A 17,142-nucleotide genomic window follows, 5' to 3' on the forward strand; every position below is an offset into this window, starting at 1 on the left:
GAAGGAGGCAAAGAGGTGCCGGTGGAGGTCACCTGGTGGGGTCACGCCACCTGCACGCTCCGGGATTCGGACGTCCGTTTGCTGACCGACCCCCTGTTCGCCCGCCGCCTCGCCCATCTGCGTCGCCGCCGGGGCGCCGTACCGCCCCCGGTCGCCTGGCGGGCAGACGTCGCCCTGGTGTCCCATCTGCACGCCGACCACCTGCACGTTCCCTCCCTGGAGCGGCTGGCGCCGGGCACCCGTCTGCTGGTGCCCCGGGGTGCGCGCCGGGCGGTGCCGGGCCTGCGCCGGCTCACCCACCTCACGGTGACGGAGGTGGCGCCGGGGGATGTGACACCGGTCGGTGACCTGGTCGTACGGGCCGTGTCCGCGCGGCACGACGGGCGGCGGCTGCCGGTCGGGCCGCACCGCTCCCCCGCGCTCGGGTACGTCGTCGAGGGCGAGGCGCGGACGTACTTCGCCGGGGACACCGGGCTGTTCGACGGCATGGCCGAGGAGGTCGGGCCGGTCGACGCGGCACTGCTGCCGGTCGGCGGCTGGGGGCCCCACCTCGGCGAGGGGCACCTCGACGCGGGGCGGGCGGCGCAGGCGCTGGCCCGGCTGGGGTCGCGCAGCGCGGTGCCGGTGCACTACGGCACGTACTGGCCGATCGGAATGGACGCCGTGCGCCCCCATGAATTCCATGCGCCCGGCGAGGAGTTCGTGCGCCTGGCCGCCGAGGTGGCCCCGTCGGCCGCGGTGCACCGGCTCGGGCACGGGGAGAGTGTGCGGCTGGAGGTCGCCCGGTGATACAGCTGGCCGTCACCGCGACGACCCTGCCCACCGAGTCCACGCAGCAGGCGCTCGGATATCCGTCCCTCTTCCTGCTCGTGCTGTTCGGGGCGCTCGTGCCGGTGATACCCACCGGGGCGCTGGTGAGTACGGCGGCCGTGGTGGCCTTTCACGAGACCGCGCCGTTCTCGATGCTGCTGGTGTTCGTGACAGCGTCGGTGGCGGCGTTCCTGGGGGACGCGGCGCTGTACTGGCTGGGGCGGCGCGGGATGAAGTCGAAGAACGGGTCGCGGTGGCTGGAGGCGATCCGCTCGCGCGCGCCGGAGGAACGGCTCGCGCAGGCGCAGTCGAAGCTGGCCGAGCACGGCATCGCGGTGCTGGTGCTGTCCCGGCTGGTGCCGGCCGGGCGGATCCCGGTGATGCTGGCGTGTCTGCTGGCGAAGTGGCCGATGCGGCGGTTCTCCCGGGGGAACCTGCCGGCCTGTCTGGCGTGGGCGGCCACCTACCAGGTGATCGGGATCCTGGGCGGGTCGCTGTTCCGGGAGCCGTGGGAGGGCGTGGTGGCGGCGATCACGCTGACCGTCCTGATCAGCGCGACCCCCGGCCTGTGGCGGAGACTGCGCCGCACGATCACCGCCTAGAGCGCTGTCCCCGCTCCCGGCTGTTCCAGCACTCTGGAGCCTCCGACCGGCAGGTCCCAGAGGTTCTCCCGGTCCAGGCCCGCCTGCTCCCAGGCCGCGCGCACGCGGGTGAGCGGTTCGAGGACCGGCTCCGCCGACAGGACGAACGTGCCCCAGTGCATCGGCGCCATCCTGCGCGCGCCCAGGTCCTGGGCCGCGCGGACCGCCTCCTCCGGGTCGCAGTGGACGTCGCTGAGCCACCAGCGGGGGTCGTAGGCGCCGATGGGCAGGAGCGCGAGGTCGATGCCGGGGTAGCGCCGGCCGATGCGGGAGAACCAGTGGCCGTAGCCCGTGTCGCCGGCGAAGTAGACGCGGCCGCCCCCGGGGGCCGTGAGGACCCAGCCGCCCCAGAGGCTGTGGCAGGTGTCCGTCAGGGTGCGCTTGGACCAGTGGTGGGCGGGGACGAAGTCGAAGCGGACGCCGTCCAGTTCGGCCGCCTCCCACCAGTCGAGTTCGGTGACGGCGGTGAAGCGGCGGCGGTGGAACCAGCGGGCGAGGCCCGCGGGTGCGAACACCGGGGTGTCGCGCGGGAGTCGGCGCAGGGTGGGGGCGTCCAGGTGGTCGTAGTGGTTGTGGCTGATGACGACCGCGTCGACGGGTGGAAGGGACTCCCAGGGGACCCCGACGGGGGTGATGCGGGCCGGGGTGCCGAGGATGCGGCGGGACCATACCGGGTCGGTGAGGACGGTCAGGCCCCCGATCCGGACGATCCAACTGGCGTGCCCCGCCCAGGAGACGGCGATCGTGCGGGCGTCGACGCGGGGCAGCGGGGCGGCCGCGAAGGGGAGCCGGGGGATGTCGGCCAGGCCCTCGCGGCCGGGGCGGACGGAGCCCTCACGGGCGAAGCGGGCCATGGCCTTCAGGCCCGGCAGAGGTGCGGTGAGGCGGTCGTGGAAGGTCCGCGGCCACACCCGGCGCTCGCCCAGCGGGCGGGGTTCGGCGAGCGGCGGGAACGGCGGCGCGAGCGGGGACAGGGGCGCGGTGGACGCCGGTTCGTCGGCTTCCCGGGTGGTCGTGGTGGAGGTCGACTCGGACTGCTGCGTCATCGAGGAGGCTCCCATCGCTGAGCGTCGTCGCGAAGGTCGTCGAAGACCGACGTCACTGTGTTCAACGCGCGTTGCACGTGTGGCAGTTCCAACGGCGTGGGTGAGCTGAGACATTCCGCGCGTTCCTCGTCCGTGCCGCCCAGCAACGGGCCGGTCGACAACCGCACGCGCAGGGCGCCGAGTTCGTCGCCGAAGCGGTGGCCTCCGGGGGCGGGCATGCCCAGGCGGGCGGCGAGGAAGTCCTCCAGTTCCTGCGCGTCGCCCACGCCATGCGGGGCGAGGGCGGAGCGCAACGGGCCGAGGTCGGCGTAGAGGTGGCGGCCGGCCTGCGGGGGGCGGGCCAGGGCGCCCGCAGCGACGACGGCGGCGTGCGCGGCGGCGGCCACGAGCGCGTGCAGCCGGACGGTGGCGGCCACGCGCGCGGTGACCGGCTCGGGCTCCCCCAGCGCGTACGCGGCCGGGGCGGCGACGGGTCCGGCGATACGGGCGCCCATGGCGGTGAGGACGTCGAGCACACGCGCGTGGAGGTCGTGGCCGTCCTCGCCCGCCGGGAAGCGGGCCACCGCTGCGGGCCAGCCGGGCGGCAGCAGCGCGCCGGCCAGGTCGGTGACGACGGTGACCCGGTCGGGGAGCATCTCGGCGGGGCTGAGCAGCACGGTGTCGTGCGGGGCGTGCAGGGTGTCCCGCCAGGTCTCGTCGCTGACCAGGTGCAGGCCTTCGCCCGCGGCGGCCTCCACGCACGCGTGCAGCGCCTCGGGCGGGGCGACGGTGGCCGTGGGGTCGTCGGCGACGGACAGCACCAGCAGTCGCGGGTCACCGCCCTCGGTGCGCACCCTGCGGACGGTCTCCAGCAGCGCGTACGGGTCCGGGACGCCGCCGCTCTCGGCGGGCGTGGCGACATGGAAGACGGGTCTTCCCAACAGGCGTGCGTACGGCGTCCACCAGGCCGCGCAGGGCCGGGGCACCAGGACGTCGCCGCCGAGCGCGGCGGTCAGGGCGAGCAGCAGCGCGGGGGCGCCGGGGCCGGCGGCCACGCGGTCGGGGGCGGCGGCGAGGCCGCGGCGCCCCCAGTAGCCGCAGGCGGCCTCGATCAGCGCCGGCCCGCCGCCGACGGGCTCGGCGTCGGCGCGGGCCGCGGACGCGGCGAGGACGGCGGCGAGTTCGGGCAGTACGAGCAGGCCGTCCTCGGGAAGGGGCGGCCCGTAGCGGACGGGGCCGTGGCCTTCCGGGTCCGTCCGCGGCATCCCTACCTCCGTTGTGGACTGCTTGCGCCGGTGCCGTCCGCTCCCCGGTGCGCACGGGGCGAGGTGTGGCCCTGTGCTTCGAGTACCCACCGGGGCGCCGCCCCAAGGGGATCCGCCGGGTTGCGCCCGTCACACGCGCGGTCCGGGTCAGCGGCCGGTGAGGGAACCGCGCTGCTGCCACAGCCGGTAGGCGGTGGCGCCCAGCGCGCCGGCGATGAGGAGGCCGCCGGCGACAAGGGCGGGCACCGAGTCGGTGAAGGTGCCGCCCTCGCCCGCCTGGACGCCGTGCGGGACCGTCGGGACGGGGCAGGAGTCGGCCTTGGACTCCCCGCACGCGTGGCTGTCACCGCCCCCGGGTCGGGTGTCGCCGCCGGGCCGGGTGTCCTCGCCGGGCCGGGTGCCGGTGCCGGCCGTGTGGTCCACCTGGAACTTGGCGCTCCACGGCTTGGCCTGTCCGCCGGGTTTCGCCGGGCAGGTGCCGTCGACGGTCCACGGGGCATTCGGGGGCGCCGCGTCCAGGCTGTCGGCGCCGAGGTCGCCGTCGGAGGCGATGCGGGCGGTGCCTCGGTAGGCGGCGGGCGCGGACCCCGCGTCGTTGCCGGGGACGCGTTGCAGTTGGACCGTGCCCTCGTCGAAGGCCTGCGAGGTGGCGTTCAGGGTCTGCGGGGCCGGGCCGCCGGTGGACTCGCAGGTGACCGACACGGTGACGCTGCCGCCGGGTGAGCCGGTGGCCGGGCTGACCTCCGCGCCCGGGTCCGCGAAGGCGGCCGAGGCGGCGAAGCCGACCGCGGCACTGGCCAGGGCCGCGGCGGACAGGACACGGGCGGTGCTGCTCATGGGGTGGGCTCCTTCGAGCGACGACTGCGGGCGGGGCACGGTGGCCATGCCTCGCAGTCATCACAGCCCGCCGCCCGTGAAGGCGCGCGCGGCCGGACCCCATTCGCGGGACAGCGGGGGTCCGACCGGGTGACACGACGGTCGGCCGGTCAAGGAGCTTCCGGCTGGTCGGCCTCGCTAGTCGGTCTCGCGCAGGACCTGTTCCCGTACGCGGCTGCAGCAGCGGCTGATCAGGCGGGAGACGTGCATCTGGGAGATGCCGAGCTGCTCGGCGATACGGCTCTGCGTCATGTCGCCGAAGAACCGCATGTAGAGGATGGCCCGCTCGCGCTCGGGCAGGGCGGCCAGCCGGGGGGCGACCGCCTCCCGGTCCACGACGGTGTCGAGGGCCGGGTCGACCGAGCCGAGCGCGTCGCTCAGGGAGTAGCCGTCCTCGCTGCCCGGCAGGTCGGCGTCGAGCGAGAGGGCGCTGAAGGACTCGAGCGCCTCCAGGCCGGCCCGCACGTCCTCCTCGCTCATGCCCGCGTGCTCGGCGATCTCGGCGACGGTGGGCCTGCGGCCGGAGATGGTCTGGGAGAGGTCCTGGGTGGCGAACCGGACGCGGTTGCGCAGGTCCTGGACCCGGCGCGGCACGTGCAGGGTCCACATGTGGTCGCGGAAGTGCCGCTTGATCTCGCCGGTGATGGTGGGCACGGCGTAGCTCTCGAACGCGTTTCCGCGCGCGGGGTCGTAGCGGTCGACGGCCTTGACCAGGCCGAGGGCCGCGACCTGGCGCAGGTCCTCGTAGCTCTCGCCGCGGCTGCGGAAACGGCCCGCGAGCCGTTCGGCCATCGGCAGCCAGGCCTCGACGACCCGCTCGCGCAGGGCGTCACGGCGCGGGCCGGGCGGCAGCGAGGCGAGTTCGCGGAAGGCCTCGGCGGTGTCGGGTGCGTCGTCGTGCGGGTGGTGCTTCGCGCTCACTCGGGTGGGCATGGTGCGTCGCAACTCCCTAGATGGTGCTCTGGGTTGGACGGTCACCGTGGGGGTGGGGCCGCGTGTCGTGGACAGGCGCGGTCGGGGCGGTTGCCGTGCCGCTCCCACGGACGTGCCTCCTGTCCGAAGCACTGGAAGTGCGCCTGCCCCCCGCCCCGGACGGCAAACACCGCGCATGTTTTCCACCGGCCGGTGGGGTGACTCGGCCGCAGAGGACTGCTGCCCGTTCACATCACGGCCCGGGAGGTTGCGCACATGAGCACCAAGGTCTCCGACCACATTCTGCAGAGGCTGCGCGAATGGGGGGTGGACCACGTCTTCGGCTATCCCGGCGACGGCATCAACGGCCTGCTCGCCGCCTGGGGACGGGCCGAGAACAAGCCCCGGTTCGTCCAGGCGCGGCACGAGGAGATGGCCGCGTTCCAGGCGGTCGGCTACGCCAAGTTCAGCGGCCGTCTCGGAGTGTGCGCGGCGACCTCGGGCCCCGGTGCGATCCACCTGCTCAACGGCCTGTACGACGCCAAGCTGGACCATGTGCCGGTGCTGGCGATCGTCGGCCAGACGCACCGCACGGCGATGGGCGGCTCCTACCAGCAGGAGGTAGACCTGCACACGCTCTTCAAGGACGTCGCCTCGGACTTCATCGAGACGGTGACGGTCCCCGAGCAGTTGCCGAACGTCATCGACCGCGCGATCCGCACCGCGTACGCGCGCCGCTCCCCCACCGCGATCATCATCCCCGGCGACGTGCAGGAGCTCGACTACTCCGCTCCCACGCACGAGTTCAAGATGGTGCCCTCCAGCCTGGACCGCAGCTCCTGGACGGCTGTTCCGTCCCAGGAGTCGGTGCGTCGGGCGGCGGAGATCCTCAACTCCGGTGACAAGGTGGCCATCCTGGTCGGCCAGGGCGCGGCGGGCGCCCGCGCCGAGGTCGAGCAGATCGCCGAACTGCTCGGCGCCGGTGTGGCGAAGGCACTGCTCGGCAAGGACGTCCTGAGCGACGAACTCCCGTACGTCACCGGCTCGATCGGCCTGCTGGGCACCCGCGCGTCGTACGAGCTGATGCGGGACTGCGACACCCTGCTGACCATCGGATCGTCCTTCCCGTACACGCAGTTCCTGCCGGAGTTCGGCAAGGCGCGCGGGGTGCAGATCGACATCGACCCGCACATGGTCGGGATGCGCTACCCGTACGAGGTGAACCTCGTCGGAGACGCCAAGGCGACGCTGGAGCGGCTGATCCCGCTGATCGAGGACGGCCGCGGGCGCGAGTGGTACGACACGGTCTGCGCCAACGTCACGCGCTGGCGCGAGGTGATGGAGCGGCGGGCACTGCTGTCGGCGGACCCGATCAACCCGGAGTACGTCGCCCACGCGCTCGACCCGCTGCTGCCGGGCGACGCGATCGTCACCTCCGACTCGGGCTCGACGGCCAACTGGTACGCGCGGCACCTGACGATGCGGGACCGGATGCGCGGCTCGCTCTCCGGCACGCTCGCGACGATGGGTCCCGGGGTGCCGTACGCGATCGGCGCGAAGTTCGCGCACCCCGACCGGCCGGCGATCGCCCTGGTCGGGGACGGGGCGATGCAGATGAACGGCATGGCGGAGCTGATCACGGCCGCCAAGTACCGGGACCTGTGGGAGGACCCACGGCTGATCGTCGCCGTCTGGAACAACCACGACCTCAATCAGGTGACGTGGGAGATGCGGGCCATGGAGGGCGCCCCGTCCTTCCTGCCCTCGCAGGAGATCCCGGACGTGCAGTACGCCGCGTTCGCCCGCTCGCTCGGCCTGACCGGCATCAGGGTGGAGAAGCCGGAGGACGTCGAGGCGGCCTGGCGGGCCGGCCTGGAGGCGGACGGTCCCGCGGTCCTCGAGTTCCTCACCGACCCGGCGGTGCCGCCGATCCCGCCGCACGCGACCTGGGAGCAGATGGAGGCGACGGCCGCCGCGATCCTCAAGGGCGACGCGGACCGCTCGTCCATGGTCAAGCAGGGGTTCAAGGCGAAGGTGCAGGAGTTCCTGCCGGGCGGCAAGGAGAAGTAGCCGACGCGGGGCCGACGGCCCGGGCCGGGTCCGAGCAGCGGATCACGGCCTCGGGCCGGCCACCGATGTCGTCGCGCCCAGGGGGTCGGCGAGGGCGTCCTCGCCGGGGTCGGCCTGCTTCGTCGGCAGCAGCAGTTCCTCGTAGCGCCCCAGTGCCAGCAGCACGCCGAGCATGAGTATCGGGATGATCACGGCGAGCAGTGGCATGGCCGGTTTCCCTCCCCGGGAGTGGGCGTGGGGGGCGTGAGCCGGGTCTCCCGGTGTTCGCGGCGCAAACCCCGTGTCGGCCTCCGGTCTCCGGGTACGCGGTGCCCACCCCGAAGATCTGGAGGGAGTCATGCAGCGAGGAAGTGACCGGCTGAGCGTCCACCGCGACGAGGAGATGAAGCACGAACTCCAAGGTCTACTGCGATCCGGGCACCCGACGCGGACCGAGGAATGGCACGACCCCGAACCCACCGCCGACGACGATCCGGAGGTCGCGGGCGGCCCCGTCGCCCCGGGACGCTCCACCGCGTCGCTGGCGACGGTCCGCACGGAACTGGCCCGCCACCTGAACCGCCACACGTTCCCGGCGGGCCCCCGCGAACTGACCACAGCGCTGCGGCGCGCCTACGCCCCCGACGCGCTGACCGAGGCCGTCGAGCACCTTCCCCGTTCGAGCCGCTACACCACGCTCCAGCACCTCGCCGAGGCACTGGTGGAAGCGGGACGCGGACGGCCGGGGTAGGCATGCGCCCCGCGCCCGCGGGTACTGCGGGCGGCGTCAGGCCGATGACGGCCGGGAAACGGAGGAAGGCCCACTGTGATGGCTGAATTCGTCAGGGAGGTCATGACGCCGGGGGTGGTCGCCGTCCGTCCGGACGCGTCACTCGTCGAGGCGGCGCAGCTGATGCGCTCGCAGGGCATCGGCGACGTGCTGGTCGCGGACGGTCAACAGGTCGTCGGCGTGCTCACCGACCGTGACATCACGGTCCGGGCTGTCGCGGAGGGCACCGATCCGCTGACGGTGAGCGCCCGGTCCGTGTGCACACCGGACCCGGTGATGGTGAGCCCCGACGACCCTGTCCAGGCGGCCGTCGCCCTGATGCGGGCCCATGCGGTGCGCCGGCTGCCGGTCGTCGAGAACGGGCTGCCCGTCGGGGTGGTGAGCCTCGGTGACCTGGCCGAGGCCGAGGATCCGGACTCGGTGCTGGCCGAGATCAGCCGGGCCGAGCCCGGCGACGGGGGCGCCCGGTGACTCACGACCAGGCCGCCCGGATCAACGCGAGCACCCGCACGGTCGACGTCGGCGACGTGACCACCCGCTATCTCCTCTACGGGCTGCTGCCCGGCTGGTTCGTGCCCGGTCTCGCCGACTGGGTGATGCACCGGCGCACGCGCATCGAGGACACGGCGGGCACCAAGGAGTCGCTGATCCACTCTCTGATGATGGCCGAGGTCGGCATTCCCATCGCTCTGACCCTGCGCTACGAGGTCAACCCCCTGCTCCTGACGGTGCAGTTGGGGGGCGCCGCGGTGCACGAGGCGACCGCGCTGTGGGACGTGCACACGGCCGTCGACAGCGACCGCGAGGTCAAGCCGGTCGAGCAGCACATCCACAGCTTCCTGGAGTCGCTGCCCTTCGCAGCGCTGGCCGCGCTGATGTGCCTGCACGCCGACCAGGTGAGGTCCCTGCTGCCCGGGGGACGTGGCGCCCCGGACGCCTGGCGGCTCGTACCGCGCCGCAGGCCGCTGTCCCCCGGCTATCTGGCGGGCATCGCGGCAGCCATCGGCACCTGTGTGGTGCTGCCGTACGGCGAGGAGCTGCTGCGCTGCGTGCGCGCGGGCCGCCGTAACCGCAAACGCGCCTCGGATCGAGCGAAGTGGCGCGCGAGGAAAGGACGTTGAACATCATGCGTATCGCATTCCTGACCGCCCCCGAGGGCGTCGAGCAGATCGAGCTGACCGATCCCTGGCAGGCGGCGAAGGACGCCGGCCACGAACCCGTGCTGGTGTCGACGAAGTCCGGCGAGATCCAGGCCTTCAACCACCTCGACAAGGCGGACACCTTCCCCGTGGACGAGGTCGTCGGCGAGACGTCGGCGAACTCCTTCGGCGCGCTGGTGCTGCCGGGCGGGGTGGCCAACCCGGACTTCCTGCGGATGGACGACAAGGCCGTCTCTTTCGTGCGGGACTTCTTCGAGCAGGGCCGCCCGGTGGCGGCGATCTGCCACGCCCCGTGGACGCTGGTCGAGGCGGACCTCGTGCGCGGCCGCACCCTGACCTCCTGGCCGAGCCTGCAGACCGACATCCGCAACGCGGGCGGCACCTGGGTCGACGAGCAGGTCAAGATCGACGACAACGGCACCAACAAGCTGGTCACCAGCCGCAAGCCGGACGATCTCAAGGCGTTCTGCGAGGCGTTCCTGCACGTCTTCTCCGAGGGGGCCGGCTGATGGGTGCCCCGTCCGAGGACCGCAAGCAGCACCAGCGCGAGGCCTTCCACGCGGACGACCCGGCCGCCGGTCCGCTCACCACCGACCAGGGCGTGGAGGTGGACCACACCGACGACTCGCTGGGCGCGGGCGAGCGCGGGCCGACGTTGATGGAGGACTTCCACTTCCGGGAGAAGCTCACCCGCTTCGACCACGAGCGGATCCCGGAACGGGTGGTGCACGCGCGGGGCGCCGGCGCGTACGGCTACTTCGAACCGTACGAGTCCTGCGCGGAGTTCACCCGCGCGGCGTTCCTGCAGGACCCGTCGGTTCGCACGCCGGTGTTCGTGCGGTTCTCGACGGTGCAGGGGCCGAAGGGCTCGGCGGACACGGTGCGGGACGTGCGCGGCTTCGCGACCAAGTTCTACACCTCGGAGGGCAATTACGACCTGGTCGGGAACAACTTCCCGGTCTTCTTCATCCAGGACGGCATCAAGTTCCCCGACTTCGTGCACGCGGTGAAGCCCGAGCCGCACAACGACATCCCGACCGGCGCCTCCGCGCACGACACCCTGTGGGACTTCGTGTCCCTGCAGCCGGAGACCCTGCACGCGATCATGTGGCTGATGTCGGACCGGGCGATCCCGCGCAGCTACCGCATGATGCAGGGCTTCGGCGTGCACACCTTCCGGTTCGTGAACGCCGAGGGGCGCGGCACGTTCGTGAAGTTCCACTGGAAGCCGAAGCTGGGCGTGCACTCGCTGGTGTGGGACGAGGCGCAGGAGTGCCAGGGCCGTGACCCGGACTTCAACCGGCGCGACCTGTGGGACGCGATCGAGGCCGGCGAGTACCCGGAGTGGGAACTGGGCGTCCAACTGGTGCCGGAGGAGGACGAGTTCGCCTTCGACTTCGACCTGCTGGACGCCACGAAGATCATCCCGGAGGAACAGGTGCCGGTGCGGCCGATCGGCCGGATGGTGCTCGACCGCAACCCGGAGAATTTCTTCGCCGAGACCGAGCAGGTCGCCTTCCACACCGGCAACGTCGTCCCCGGCATCGACTTCACCAACGACCCGCTGCTGCAGGCCCGCAACTTCTCCTACCTGGACACGCAGTTGATCCGGCTGGGCGGCCCCAACTTCACGCAGATCCCGGTCAACCGGCCCGTCGCGCCGGTCCGCAACAACCAGCGCGACGGCTACCACCAGGGCTCCATCCACCGGGGCACGAACTACTTCCCGAACTCGCTCGGCGGCGGCTGCCCGGCCCACGCGGGCGTCGACGGCCACGCCTACACGCACTATGCCGAGCGGGTGGACGGCGCCAAGATCCGGCAGCGCAGCGAAAGCTTCAAGGACCACTACAGCCAGGCCGCGCTGTTCTTCCACAGCATGACCGACTGGGAGAAGCAGCACATCGTCGAGGCGTACCGGTTCGAGCTGGGCAAGGTTCAGGCGGTGACGGTACGGGCCCGTACGGTCGAGCAACTTGCCAAGGTGGACGGCGAGTTGGCGGCCGCGGTGGCCCGGGGTGTCGGCGTGCCGGAGCCGGCCGCGCAGGAGACGCCGTACAAGCAGGAGTCCCCGGCTCTCAGCCTTGAGGCGCTGCGCGGCGACGGCTCGATCCGCACCCGGCAGATCGCGGTACTGGTCACCGACGGCGTCGACGCCGGGCAGGTGACCGCCGTACGGGAGGTGCTGGCCGCCGAGGGCGCGATCGTCGAGGCGCTGGCCCCGGCCGACGGCACGGTCAAGGGCGCCGACGGGGAGACGTACGCCGTCGACCGGGCGCTGCCCACCGTCGCCTCCGTGCTGTACGACGCCGTGCTGGTGCCCGGCGGGCCCACCGGGAGGCCGCCGGTGGCCGAGGACCCGGACGCTCTGCGCTTCGTGCGGAGCGCCTATCTGCACGGCAAGCCGGTGGGCGCGCTCGGCTCCGGTGTGGAGGTGCTGTCGGTGCTCCAGCCGCAGGGCGTCGAGCTGTCCACCGGCGCGCGGGGGGTGATCGCCGACCAGGGCGTGGTGACGGACGCGTCACCGGGCCCGGCCACCGCCGAGTTCGCACAGGCGTTCGTCACAGCGATCGCGGCACACCGGCACTGGGACCGGCCGCCGGTGCGCCACTGAGCTGCGCCGTCACGAGCGGCGATCAGGAGCGGGGAGTCACCGACTCCCCGCTCTGGCGTTCCCGGGCGCCTTCGCGGGTGCGGCCCGCGGCCACCATGCGCTGGGGGTTGCGGCGCAGGTACTCCCCCTCCAGCTCGGCCATGCGGTCGTTGTGGGCCCTGAGCGCACCGCTCGAGCCGTACAGCAGCGTGTCGTGGCGCGTGCGGTGGATCGTCTCCAGCTCCTTCATGAGCTGCTGGTCGTCCAGCCTGCTGGCGTCGACTCCGGTCATGGTGGTGATCCGCTCGTCGTGTTCGTCCATGCGGTCCGGGTACCCGCCCGGCAGCAACAACCCCGAGCGGCAACCGGGAGGGAGCCATGGATCTCGCCTTTCTGCATCCACTCTACGAACATCCGGGGCCCTGGGCCTCCGTGTACGTCGGTACTTCACGACATACCGAGGACACGCCCCACGAACGCCACCTGACGGCCGTGGCGCTCGCCCGGGACCTGGACCGGCAGGGCGCCGACGAGGCCACCTGCCGGACCGTGCGCGAAGCCCTGGACGAGCTGCGGCACTCCTCCGAGCCGAACGGCCGGGCCCTGTTCGCCCGCGCCGGCGAGGTGGTCCTCGACCCTCCGCTGACCCGTCCCCCGAACCGTGACAGCGCCCTCTGGGCGCCGCTGCCGCACGCGGCGCCGCTGCTGGAGCTGGCCGGGGAGGACCCGGTCTGCGCGGTGGCGTACATCGACCGCACGGGCGCCCGTTTCGAGCTGCGCAGCGCACTGGGCAGCCAGGACGCCGGCTCGGTCACCGGGCGGCAGTGGCCCGTGCACCGTACGAGCACCGTCGACTGGTCGGAGCGGCACTTCCAGCTCAAGGTGGAGAACACCTGGGAGCGCAACGCGGCGGAGATCGCCGAGGCCCTGGCCGCCTGCCAGGAGGACACCGGAGCCGACCTGCTGATCCTCGTGGGGGACGACCGGGAGCGTCGGTCCGTCCACGAACGGCTGCCCGCGCATTTGAGGGAGCTGGCCGTCGAGGCCCCACACGGCACCGGCAGCAGGCTGCTGGACGAGGACGTCGAGCAGGCCCGCGCCGATCACGTACGCCGGCGCGCCGAGCGCGAGCTGGAACGGTTCCTGGCGGCCCGCGAACCGGACGGCGAGGGCCGCGCCGCGGCCGTGGAGGGCGTGCCCGCACTGGTCGAGGCCGCCCGTGAGCACCGCATCGACGAGTTGCTGATCCACCCGGAGGGCCCTGACGCCCACCGTGAGGTCTGGATCGGCGAGGACCCGGACCAGCTGGCGGTGCGCCGCACCGACCTCAAGATCCTCGGCGAACAGCACTCCTGGTCCGCCCGCGCGGACGACGCGCTGATCAGGTCGGCGGTGGCCACCGGGGCCCCGGCGCTCTCGGTGACACCTGCGGCCCAGGAGCGGGAAGTCCCGGTCGGCGGCCTGGGAGCGCTGCTGCGGTGGACGTGAGCGCGCTCAGCGCGCCCGTTCCACCCGCCGCTCGTCCCAGACCGCTTCCGGGGTCTCGCGGACCCGCCCGTCGCTGCCGAAGACCAGGTACCGGTCGAAGGAACGGGCGAACCAGCGGTCGTGCGTGACCGCCAGCACCGTGCCGTCGAAGGCCTCCAGTCCCTCCTGGAGCGCCTCGGCGGACTCCAGGTCGAGGTTGTCGGTCGGCTCGTCCAGGAGCAGGGCCGTGACGCCCTGCAACTCCAGCAGCAGGATCTGGAAGCGCGCCTGCTGGCCGCCGGAGAGCCGGTCGAAGGTCTGTTCGGCCTGGTTGGTCAGCTCGTAGCGGCGCAGCCGGGACATCGCAGCGCCGCGGTCCTGGGCGTGCTCCTGCCAGAGGATGTCGAGCAGGGTGCGCCCCTGGAGCTCGGGGTGGGCGTGGGTCTGCGCGAAGTGTCCGGGCACCACCCGGGCCCCGAGCTTCCACGCGCCCGTGTGCGCGACGTCGTCACCGGCCAGCAGCCGCAGGAAGTGCGACTTGCCGGAGCCGTTGGAGCCGAGGACGGCGACCCGTTCGCCGTAGAAGACCTCCAGGTCGAACGGTTTCATCAGGCCGGTGAGCTCGAGTTGCTCGCAGGTGACGGCACGTACGCCGGTACGGCCGCCCTTGAGCCGCATGGTGATGTCCTGCTCGCGCGGCGGCTCGGGCGGCGGGCCGGCCTCCTCGAACTTCCGCAGCCGGGTCTGCGCGGCCTGGTAACGGGACGACAGCTCGTGGCTGATGCTCGCCGCCTGACGGAGGCTGAGCACCAGTTTCTTCAGCTGGGCGTGCTTCTCGTCCCAGCGCCTGCGCAGCTCCTCGAACCGGGCGAAGCGTTCCCGCCGGGCCTCGTGGTACGTGGCGAAGCCTCCCCCGTGCACCCAGGCGTCGGCCCCCGCCGGGCCCGGCTCCACGGAGACGATCTTCTCCGCCGAGCGCGCGAGGAGTTCACGGTCGTGGGAGACGAAGAGCACCGTCTTGCGGGTCTCCTTCAGCCGTTCCTCCAGCCACCGCTTGCCCGGCACGTCGAGGTAGTTGTCCGGCTCGTCGAGCAGCAGCACCTCGTCCGTCCCCCGCAGCAGCGCCTCCAGCACGAGCCGCTTCTGCTCACCGCCGGACAGCGTGCGCACCTGCCGCCACTGCGCCTTCTCGTAGGGCACCCCGAGCGCGGCCGTGGTGCACATGTCCCACAGTGTCTCGGCCTCGTACCCGCGTGCCTCCGCCCAGTCGGCCAGGGCCTGCGCGTACCTGAGCTGGGCCGCCTCGTCGTCGACGGTCAGGATGCCGTGCTCGGCCTCGTCGACGGCCCTCGCGGCCTCACGGATGCGGGGCGGCGCGACCGACACGAGCAGATCGCGCACGGTGGTCTCGTCCCGTACGGATCCGACGAACTGCCGCATCACCCCGAGCCCGCCGCTGACGGTGACGGTGCCCCCGTGCGGCTTCAGCTCCCCGGAGATAAGCCGCAGCAGGGTCGTCTTCCCCGCCCCGTTGGGTCCGACCAGGGCCACGACGGCCCCTTCTCCCACCCGGAAGGACACATCGCCGAGCAACGCCCTCCCGTCGGGGAGGTAGTACTCCAGGTGCGCGGCTTCCACATGTCCCATGAGGCCGCATTCTGGGTGCCGTGAGCGACCCGGGGCAAACGCTTTGCGCTAGGGCCCTAGACCGGCTGCCCGGCAGGCCCGCCCTCCCCCGCGGGGACCACGACCGCTCCGGCCCACGACACGGCCCTCCAGCCGTCCGCGGGGGAGCCCTCGAGGATCACCACTCCGGTGTTCGCCAGGGGGCGCGCCGCGGCGAACGGCACGTCCACGTTGTCGGCGCGGGCGGCCGTCCACATCCGGATCGCCGCTCCGTGGCTGACCATGGCCACGGTCCCCGCCCCGCTGTCCGCCGCCTCCGCGACCACCGCGTCGTAGCGGGCCAGCGCCTCCGCTCCCGTCTCCCCGCCCGGCATGCGCAGACCCGTGTCACCGTCGGCCCAGGCGAACACCGTCTTCATGTACAGCGCGCCCTGCTCCGTGTCCCCCGGCAGCATCTCCAGGTCCCCCGCCGACAGCTCGCGGATCCCGTCACGCACCCGTACCCCCAGGCCCCGGGCGGCGGCCAGCGGCGCGGCGGTGAGCTGGGTGCGCACCAGCGTGGAGGCGTACAGAGCGCCGATGTCCTCGTCCGCCAGCGCCTCGGGCAGGGCCGCCGCCTGCCGCTCGCCGAGTGCGGTCAGTCCCGGCCCCGGCACCGCCGTGTCCAGCAGGAAGTCGACGTTGGTCGGGGTCTCGCCGTGGCGTATGAGGAGCAGACGCATACAGGGAGGGTAGCGGGACCCTCATGCCCGCCACGGCGCCGGCGGTGATCGGCAACCTTCTGACGATACGTCAGTCCACATAGTAAAACGTGGGTCTCATCATGCGACATGCGAGCGTACCGTGAATCGCGTACCGACAAGCCGTCGAACAGGGGAGATTCGTCATGTCGAAGCCGCAGGAGACCGCCGTCTACACGCACGGGCACCACGAGTCGGTGCTGCGCTCGCACACCTGGCGGACCGCCGCCAACTCCGCGGCCTACCTGCTCGGCTCACTGAAACCCCACATGCGGATCCTGGACGTCGGCTGCGGCCCGGGCACCATCACCGCGGACCTGGCGGCCCTGGTCCCCGACGGACACGTCACCGGTGTCGACCACGCTCCGGAGATCCTGGACCAGGCCCGGGCCACGGCCGCCGGACGCGGCCTGACCAACATCGACTTCGCGGTCGCGGACGTCCACGCCCTGGACTACCCGGACGACACGTTCTGCGTCGTCCACGCCCACCAGGTGCTCCAGCACGTCGGCGACCCGGTGCAGGCGCTGCGGGAGATGCGCCGGGTCACGAAGCCGGGCGGGTACATCGCCGTCCGCGACGGGGACTACGCGGCGATGACCTGGTACCCGGCGTCCCCCGGCCTGGACGACTGGCTGGACCTGTACCGGCGGGTGGCCCGGGCCAACGGCGGGGAGCCGGACGCCGGGCGCAGGCTCAAGTCCTGGGCGCTGCGGGCGGGTCTGACCGACATCACCGCCACCTCCGGCACCTGGACGTACTCCACGCCCGAGGAACGGGACTGGTGGAGCGGTCTGTGGGCGGACCGGACACTGGCCCCGGCGTACGCGGAGCGGGCCACCGGCGGCGGGCACGCCACCCCCGAGCAGTTGCGGGCCGTGTCGGACGCCTGGCGGGAGTGGGGCACCCAGGAGGACGGCTGGTTCGCCGTGCTCCATGGAGAGATTCTGTGCCGAAAGGACGTCTGATTCTCCATATCCTGGATACCCGGAGTGCAGGAGGTTCAGATTATGGTTGCCGTCCTGCTCGTACTGCTTCTGGCGCTGATCCTGTTCGGCGTGGGATTCGCAGTGAAACTGCTCTGGTGGGTCGCACTGGCGGTTCTGGTGCTGTGGCTGCTGGGATTCCTGGTGCGTGGCACGACCGCGGCCGGAGGCAGGGGCCGCTGGTACCGGTGGTGAGTGAGTA

At 72.6% G+C, this 17,142-nt stretch carries 19 protein-coding genes; 11 read left to right on the forward strand and 8 right to left on the reverse strand.

The annotated features are described in order from the left end of the window. Positions 1–15: 15 nt before the first annotated feature. Positions 16–789 (forward strand): MBL fold metallo-hydrolase, encoded by a 774-nt coding sequence (locus ACIRVK_RS23995; RefSeq protein WP_404250239.1) that lies wholly within the window; start codon positions 16–18, stop codon positions 787–789. Further along, on the forward strand, positions 786–1,412 hold the full coding sequence (locus ACIRVK_RS24000) for a DedA family protein (RefSeq protein ID WP_404250241.1): 627 nt from the start codon (positions 786–788) through the stop codon (positions 1,410–1,412). The genes ACIRVK_RS23995 and ACIRVK_RS24000 overlap by 4 nt, the downstream gene beginning before the upstream one ends. On the opposite strand, the gene ACIRVK_RS24005 is transcribed toward ACIRVK_RS24000, so the two are convergent. The 4 genes from ACIRVK_RS24005 to ACIRVK_RS24020 form a co-directional block, all read right to left on the reverse strand. After that, positions 1,409–2,497, reverse strand: coding sequence for an MBL fold metallo-hydrolase (locus tag ACIRVK_RS24005; RefSeq protein ID WP_404250243.1), 1,089 nt, complete (start codon positions 2,495–2,497; stop codon positions 1,409–1,411). The genes ACIRVK_RS24000 and ACIRVK_RS24005 overlap by 4 nt on opposite strands. After that, complete coding sequence (locus ACIRVK_RS24010; RefSeq protein WP_404250245.1) at positions 2,494–3,741, reverse strand: aminotransferase class I/II-fold pyridoxal phosphate-dependent enzyme; 1,248 nt, start codon at positions 3,739–3,741, stop codon at positions 2,494–2,496. The genes ACIRVK_RS24005 and ACIRVK_RS24010 overlap by 4 nt, the downstream gene beginning before the upstream one ends. Positions 3,742–3,888: 147 nt before the next feature. Then, positions 3,889–4,578 carry a hypothetical protein gene (locus tag ACIRVK_RS24015; protein WP_404250247.1) on the reverse strand — a complete coding sequence of 230 codons (690 nt, stop codon included), beginning with the start codon at positions 4,576–4,578 and terminating at the stop codon, positions 3,889–3,891. A 177-nt stretch (positions 4,579–4,755) separates the two neighbouring features. Continuing rightward, positions 4,756–5,550 carry an RNA polymerase sigma factor SigF gene (locus ACIRVK_RS24020; RefSeq protein ID WP_404250249.1) on the reverse strand — a complete coding sequence of 265 codons (795 nt, stop codon included), beginning with the start codon at positions 5,548–5,550 and terminating at the stop codon, positions 4,756–4,758. A 255-nt stretch (positions 5,551–5,805) separates the two neighbouring features. Between ACIRVK_RS24020 and ACIRVK_RS24025 the strand changes: the two genes are divergently transcribed. After that, positions 5,806–7,599, forward strand: coding sequence for a thiamine pyrophosphate-requiring protein (locus tag ACIRVK_RS24025; protein ID WP_404250251.1), 1,794 nt, complete (start codon positions 5,806–5,808; stop codon positions 7,597–7,599). 42 nt (positions 7,600–7,641) lie between these two features. On the opposite strand, the gene ACIRVK_RS24030 is transcribed toward ACIRVK_RS24025, so the two are convergent. Continuing rightward, entirely contained in the window at positions 7,642–7,806 is a 165-nt protein-coding gene (locus ACIRVK_RS24030) for a hypothetical protein (protein WP_404250253.1), read from the reverse strand. A gap of 130 nt (positions 7,807–7,936) precedes the next feature. Between ACIRVK_RS24030 and ACIRVK_RS24035 the strand changes: the two genes are divergently transcribed. The 5 genes from ACIRVK_RS24035 (at position 7,937) to ACIRVK_RS24055 (ending at position 12,142) form a co-directional block, all read left to right on the forward strand. After that, positions 7,937–8,329 (forward strand): DUF2795 domain-containing protein, encoded by a 393-nt coding sequence (locus tag ACIRVK_RS24035; protein WP_404250255.1) that lies wholly within the window; start codon positions 7,937–7,939, stop codon positions 8,327–8,329. A gap of 78 nt (positions 8,330–8,407) precedes the next feature. Next, positions 8,408–8,839, forward strand: a complete 432-nt coding sequence (locus ACIRVK_RS24040) for a CBS domain-containing protein (protein ID WP_404250257.1) — start codon at positions 8,408–8,410, stop codon at positions 8,837–8,839. After that, the gene (locus tag ACIRVK_RS24045; protein WP_404250259.1) at positions 8,836–9,489 is read left to right on the forward strand and encodes a diguanylate cyclase; all 654 of its coding nucleotides are present in this window, start codon (positions 8,836–8,838) and stop codon (positions 9,487–9,489) included. The genes ACIRVK_RS24040 and ACIRVK_RS24045 overlap by 4 nt, the downstream gene beginning before the upstream one ends. A gap of 5 nt (positions 9,490–9,494) precedes the next feature. Next, on the forward strand, positions 9,495–10,037 hold the full coding sequence (locus tag ACIRVK_RS24050) for a type 1 glutamine amidotransferase domain-containing protein (protein ID WP_404250261.1): 543 nt from the start codon (positions 9,495–9,497) through the stop codon (positions 10,035–10,037). Further along, positions 10,037–12,142 (forward strand): catalase, encoded by a 2,106-nt coding sequence (locus ACIRVK_RS24055; protein WP_404250263.1) that lies wholly within the window; start codon positions 10,037–10,039, stop codon positions 12,140–12,142. The genes ACIRVK_RS24050 and ACIRVK_RS24055 overlap by 1 nt, the downstream gene beginning before the upstream one ends. A 22-nt stretch (positions 12,143–12,164) precedes the next feature. Here the strand turns inward: ACIRVK_RS24055 and ACIRVK_RS24060 are convergent, their stop codons facing one another. Next, entirely contained in the window at positions 12,165–12,443 is a 279-nt protein-coding gene (locus ACIRVK_RS24060) for a DUF6158 family protein (protein WP_404250265.1), read from the reverse strand. Positions 12,444–12,499: 56 nt separating this feature from the next. Here ACIRVK_RS24060 and ACIRVK_RS24065 point away from each other — a divergent pair, with 56 nt between their 5' ends. Beyond that, positions 12,500–13,609 carry a Vms1/Ankzf1 family peptidyl-tRNA hydrolase gene (locus ACIRVK_RS24065; protein WP_404250267.1) on the forward strand — a complete coding sequence of 370 codons (1,110 nt, stop codon included), beginning with the start codon at positions 12,500–12,502 and terminating at the stop codon, positions 13,607–13,609. 6 nt (positions 13,610–13,615) lie between these two features. On the opposite strand, the gene ACIRVK_RS24070 is transcribed toward ACIRVK_RS24065, so the two are convergent. Together ACIRVK_RS24070 and ACIRVK_RS24075 are read right to left on the reverse strand one after the other, a co-directional pair. After that, on the reverse strand, positions 13,616–15,235 hold the full coding sequence (locus ACIRVK_RS24070) for an ABC-F family ATP-binding cassette domain-containing protein (protein WP_404250269.1): 1,620 nt from the start codon (positions 15,233–15,235) through the stop codon (positions 13,616–13,618). A 56-nt stretch (positions 15,236–15,291) separates the two neighbouring features. Next, positions 15,292–15,936: a histidine phosphatase family protein gene (locus ACIRVK_RS24075; RefSeq protein WP_404250271.1), complete on the reverse strand. Its 645-nt coding sequence runs from the start codon at positions 15,934–15,936 to the stop codon at positions 15,292–15,294. Positions 15,937–16,100: 164 nt separating this feature from the next. Here ACIRVK_RS24075 and ACIRVK_RS24080 point away from each other — a divergent pair, with 164 nt between their 5' ends. Both ACIRVK_RS24080 and ACIRVK_RS24085 read left to right on the forward strand, forming a co-directional pair. Continuing rightward, a complete protein-coding gene (locus tag ACIRVK_RS24080) occupies positions 16,101–16,922 on the forward strand; it encodes a class I SAM-dependent methyltransferase (RefSeq protein ID WP_404250273.1) in 822 nt (273 codons plus the stop codon). 42 nt (positions 16,923–16,964) lie between these two features. Beyond that, positions 16,965–17,135 (forward strand): hydrophobic protein, encoded by a 171-nt coding sequence (locus ACIRVK_RS24085; protein WP_404250275.1) that lies wholly within the window; start codon positions 16,965–16,967, stop codon positions 17,133–17,135. The last annotated feature ends 7 nt before the right edge of the window (positions 17,136–17,142 follow it).

Source organism: Streptomyces sp. NPDC101152 (assembly GCF_044768275.1).
Lineage (GTDB): Bacteria > Actinomycetota > Actinomycetes > Streptomycetales > Streptomycetaceae > Streptomyces.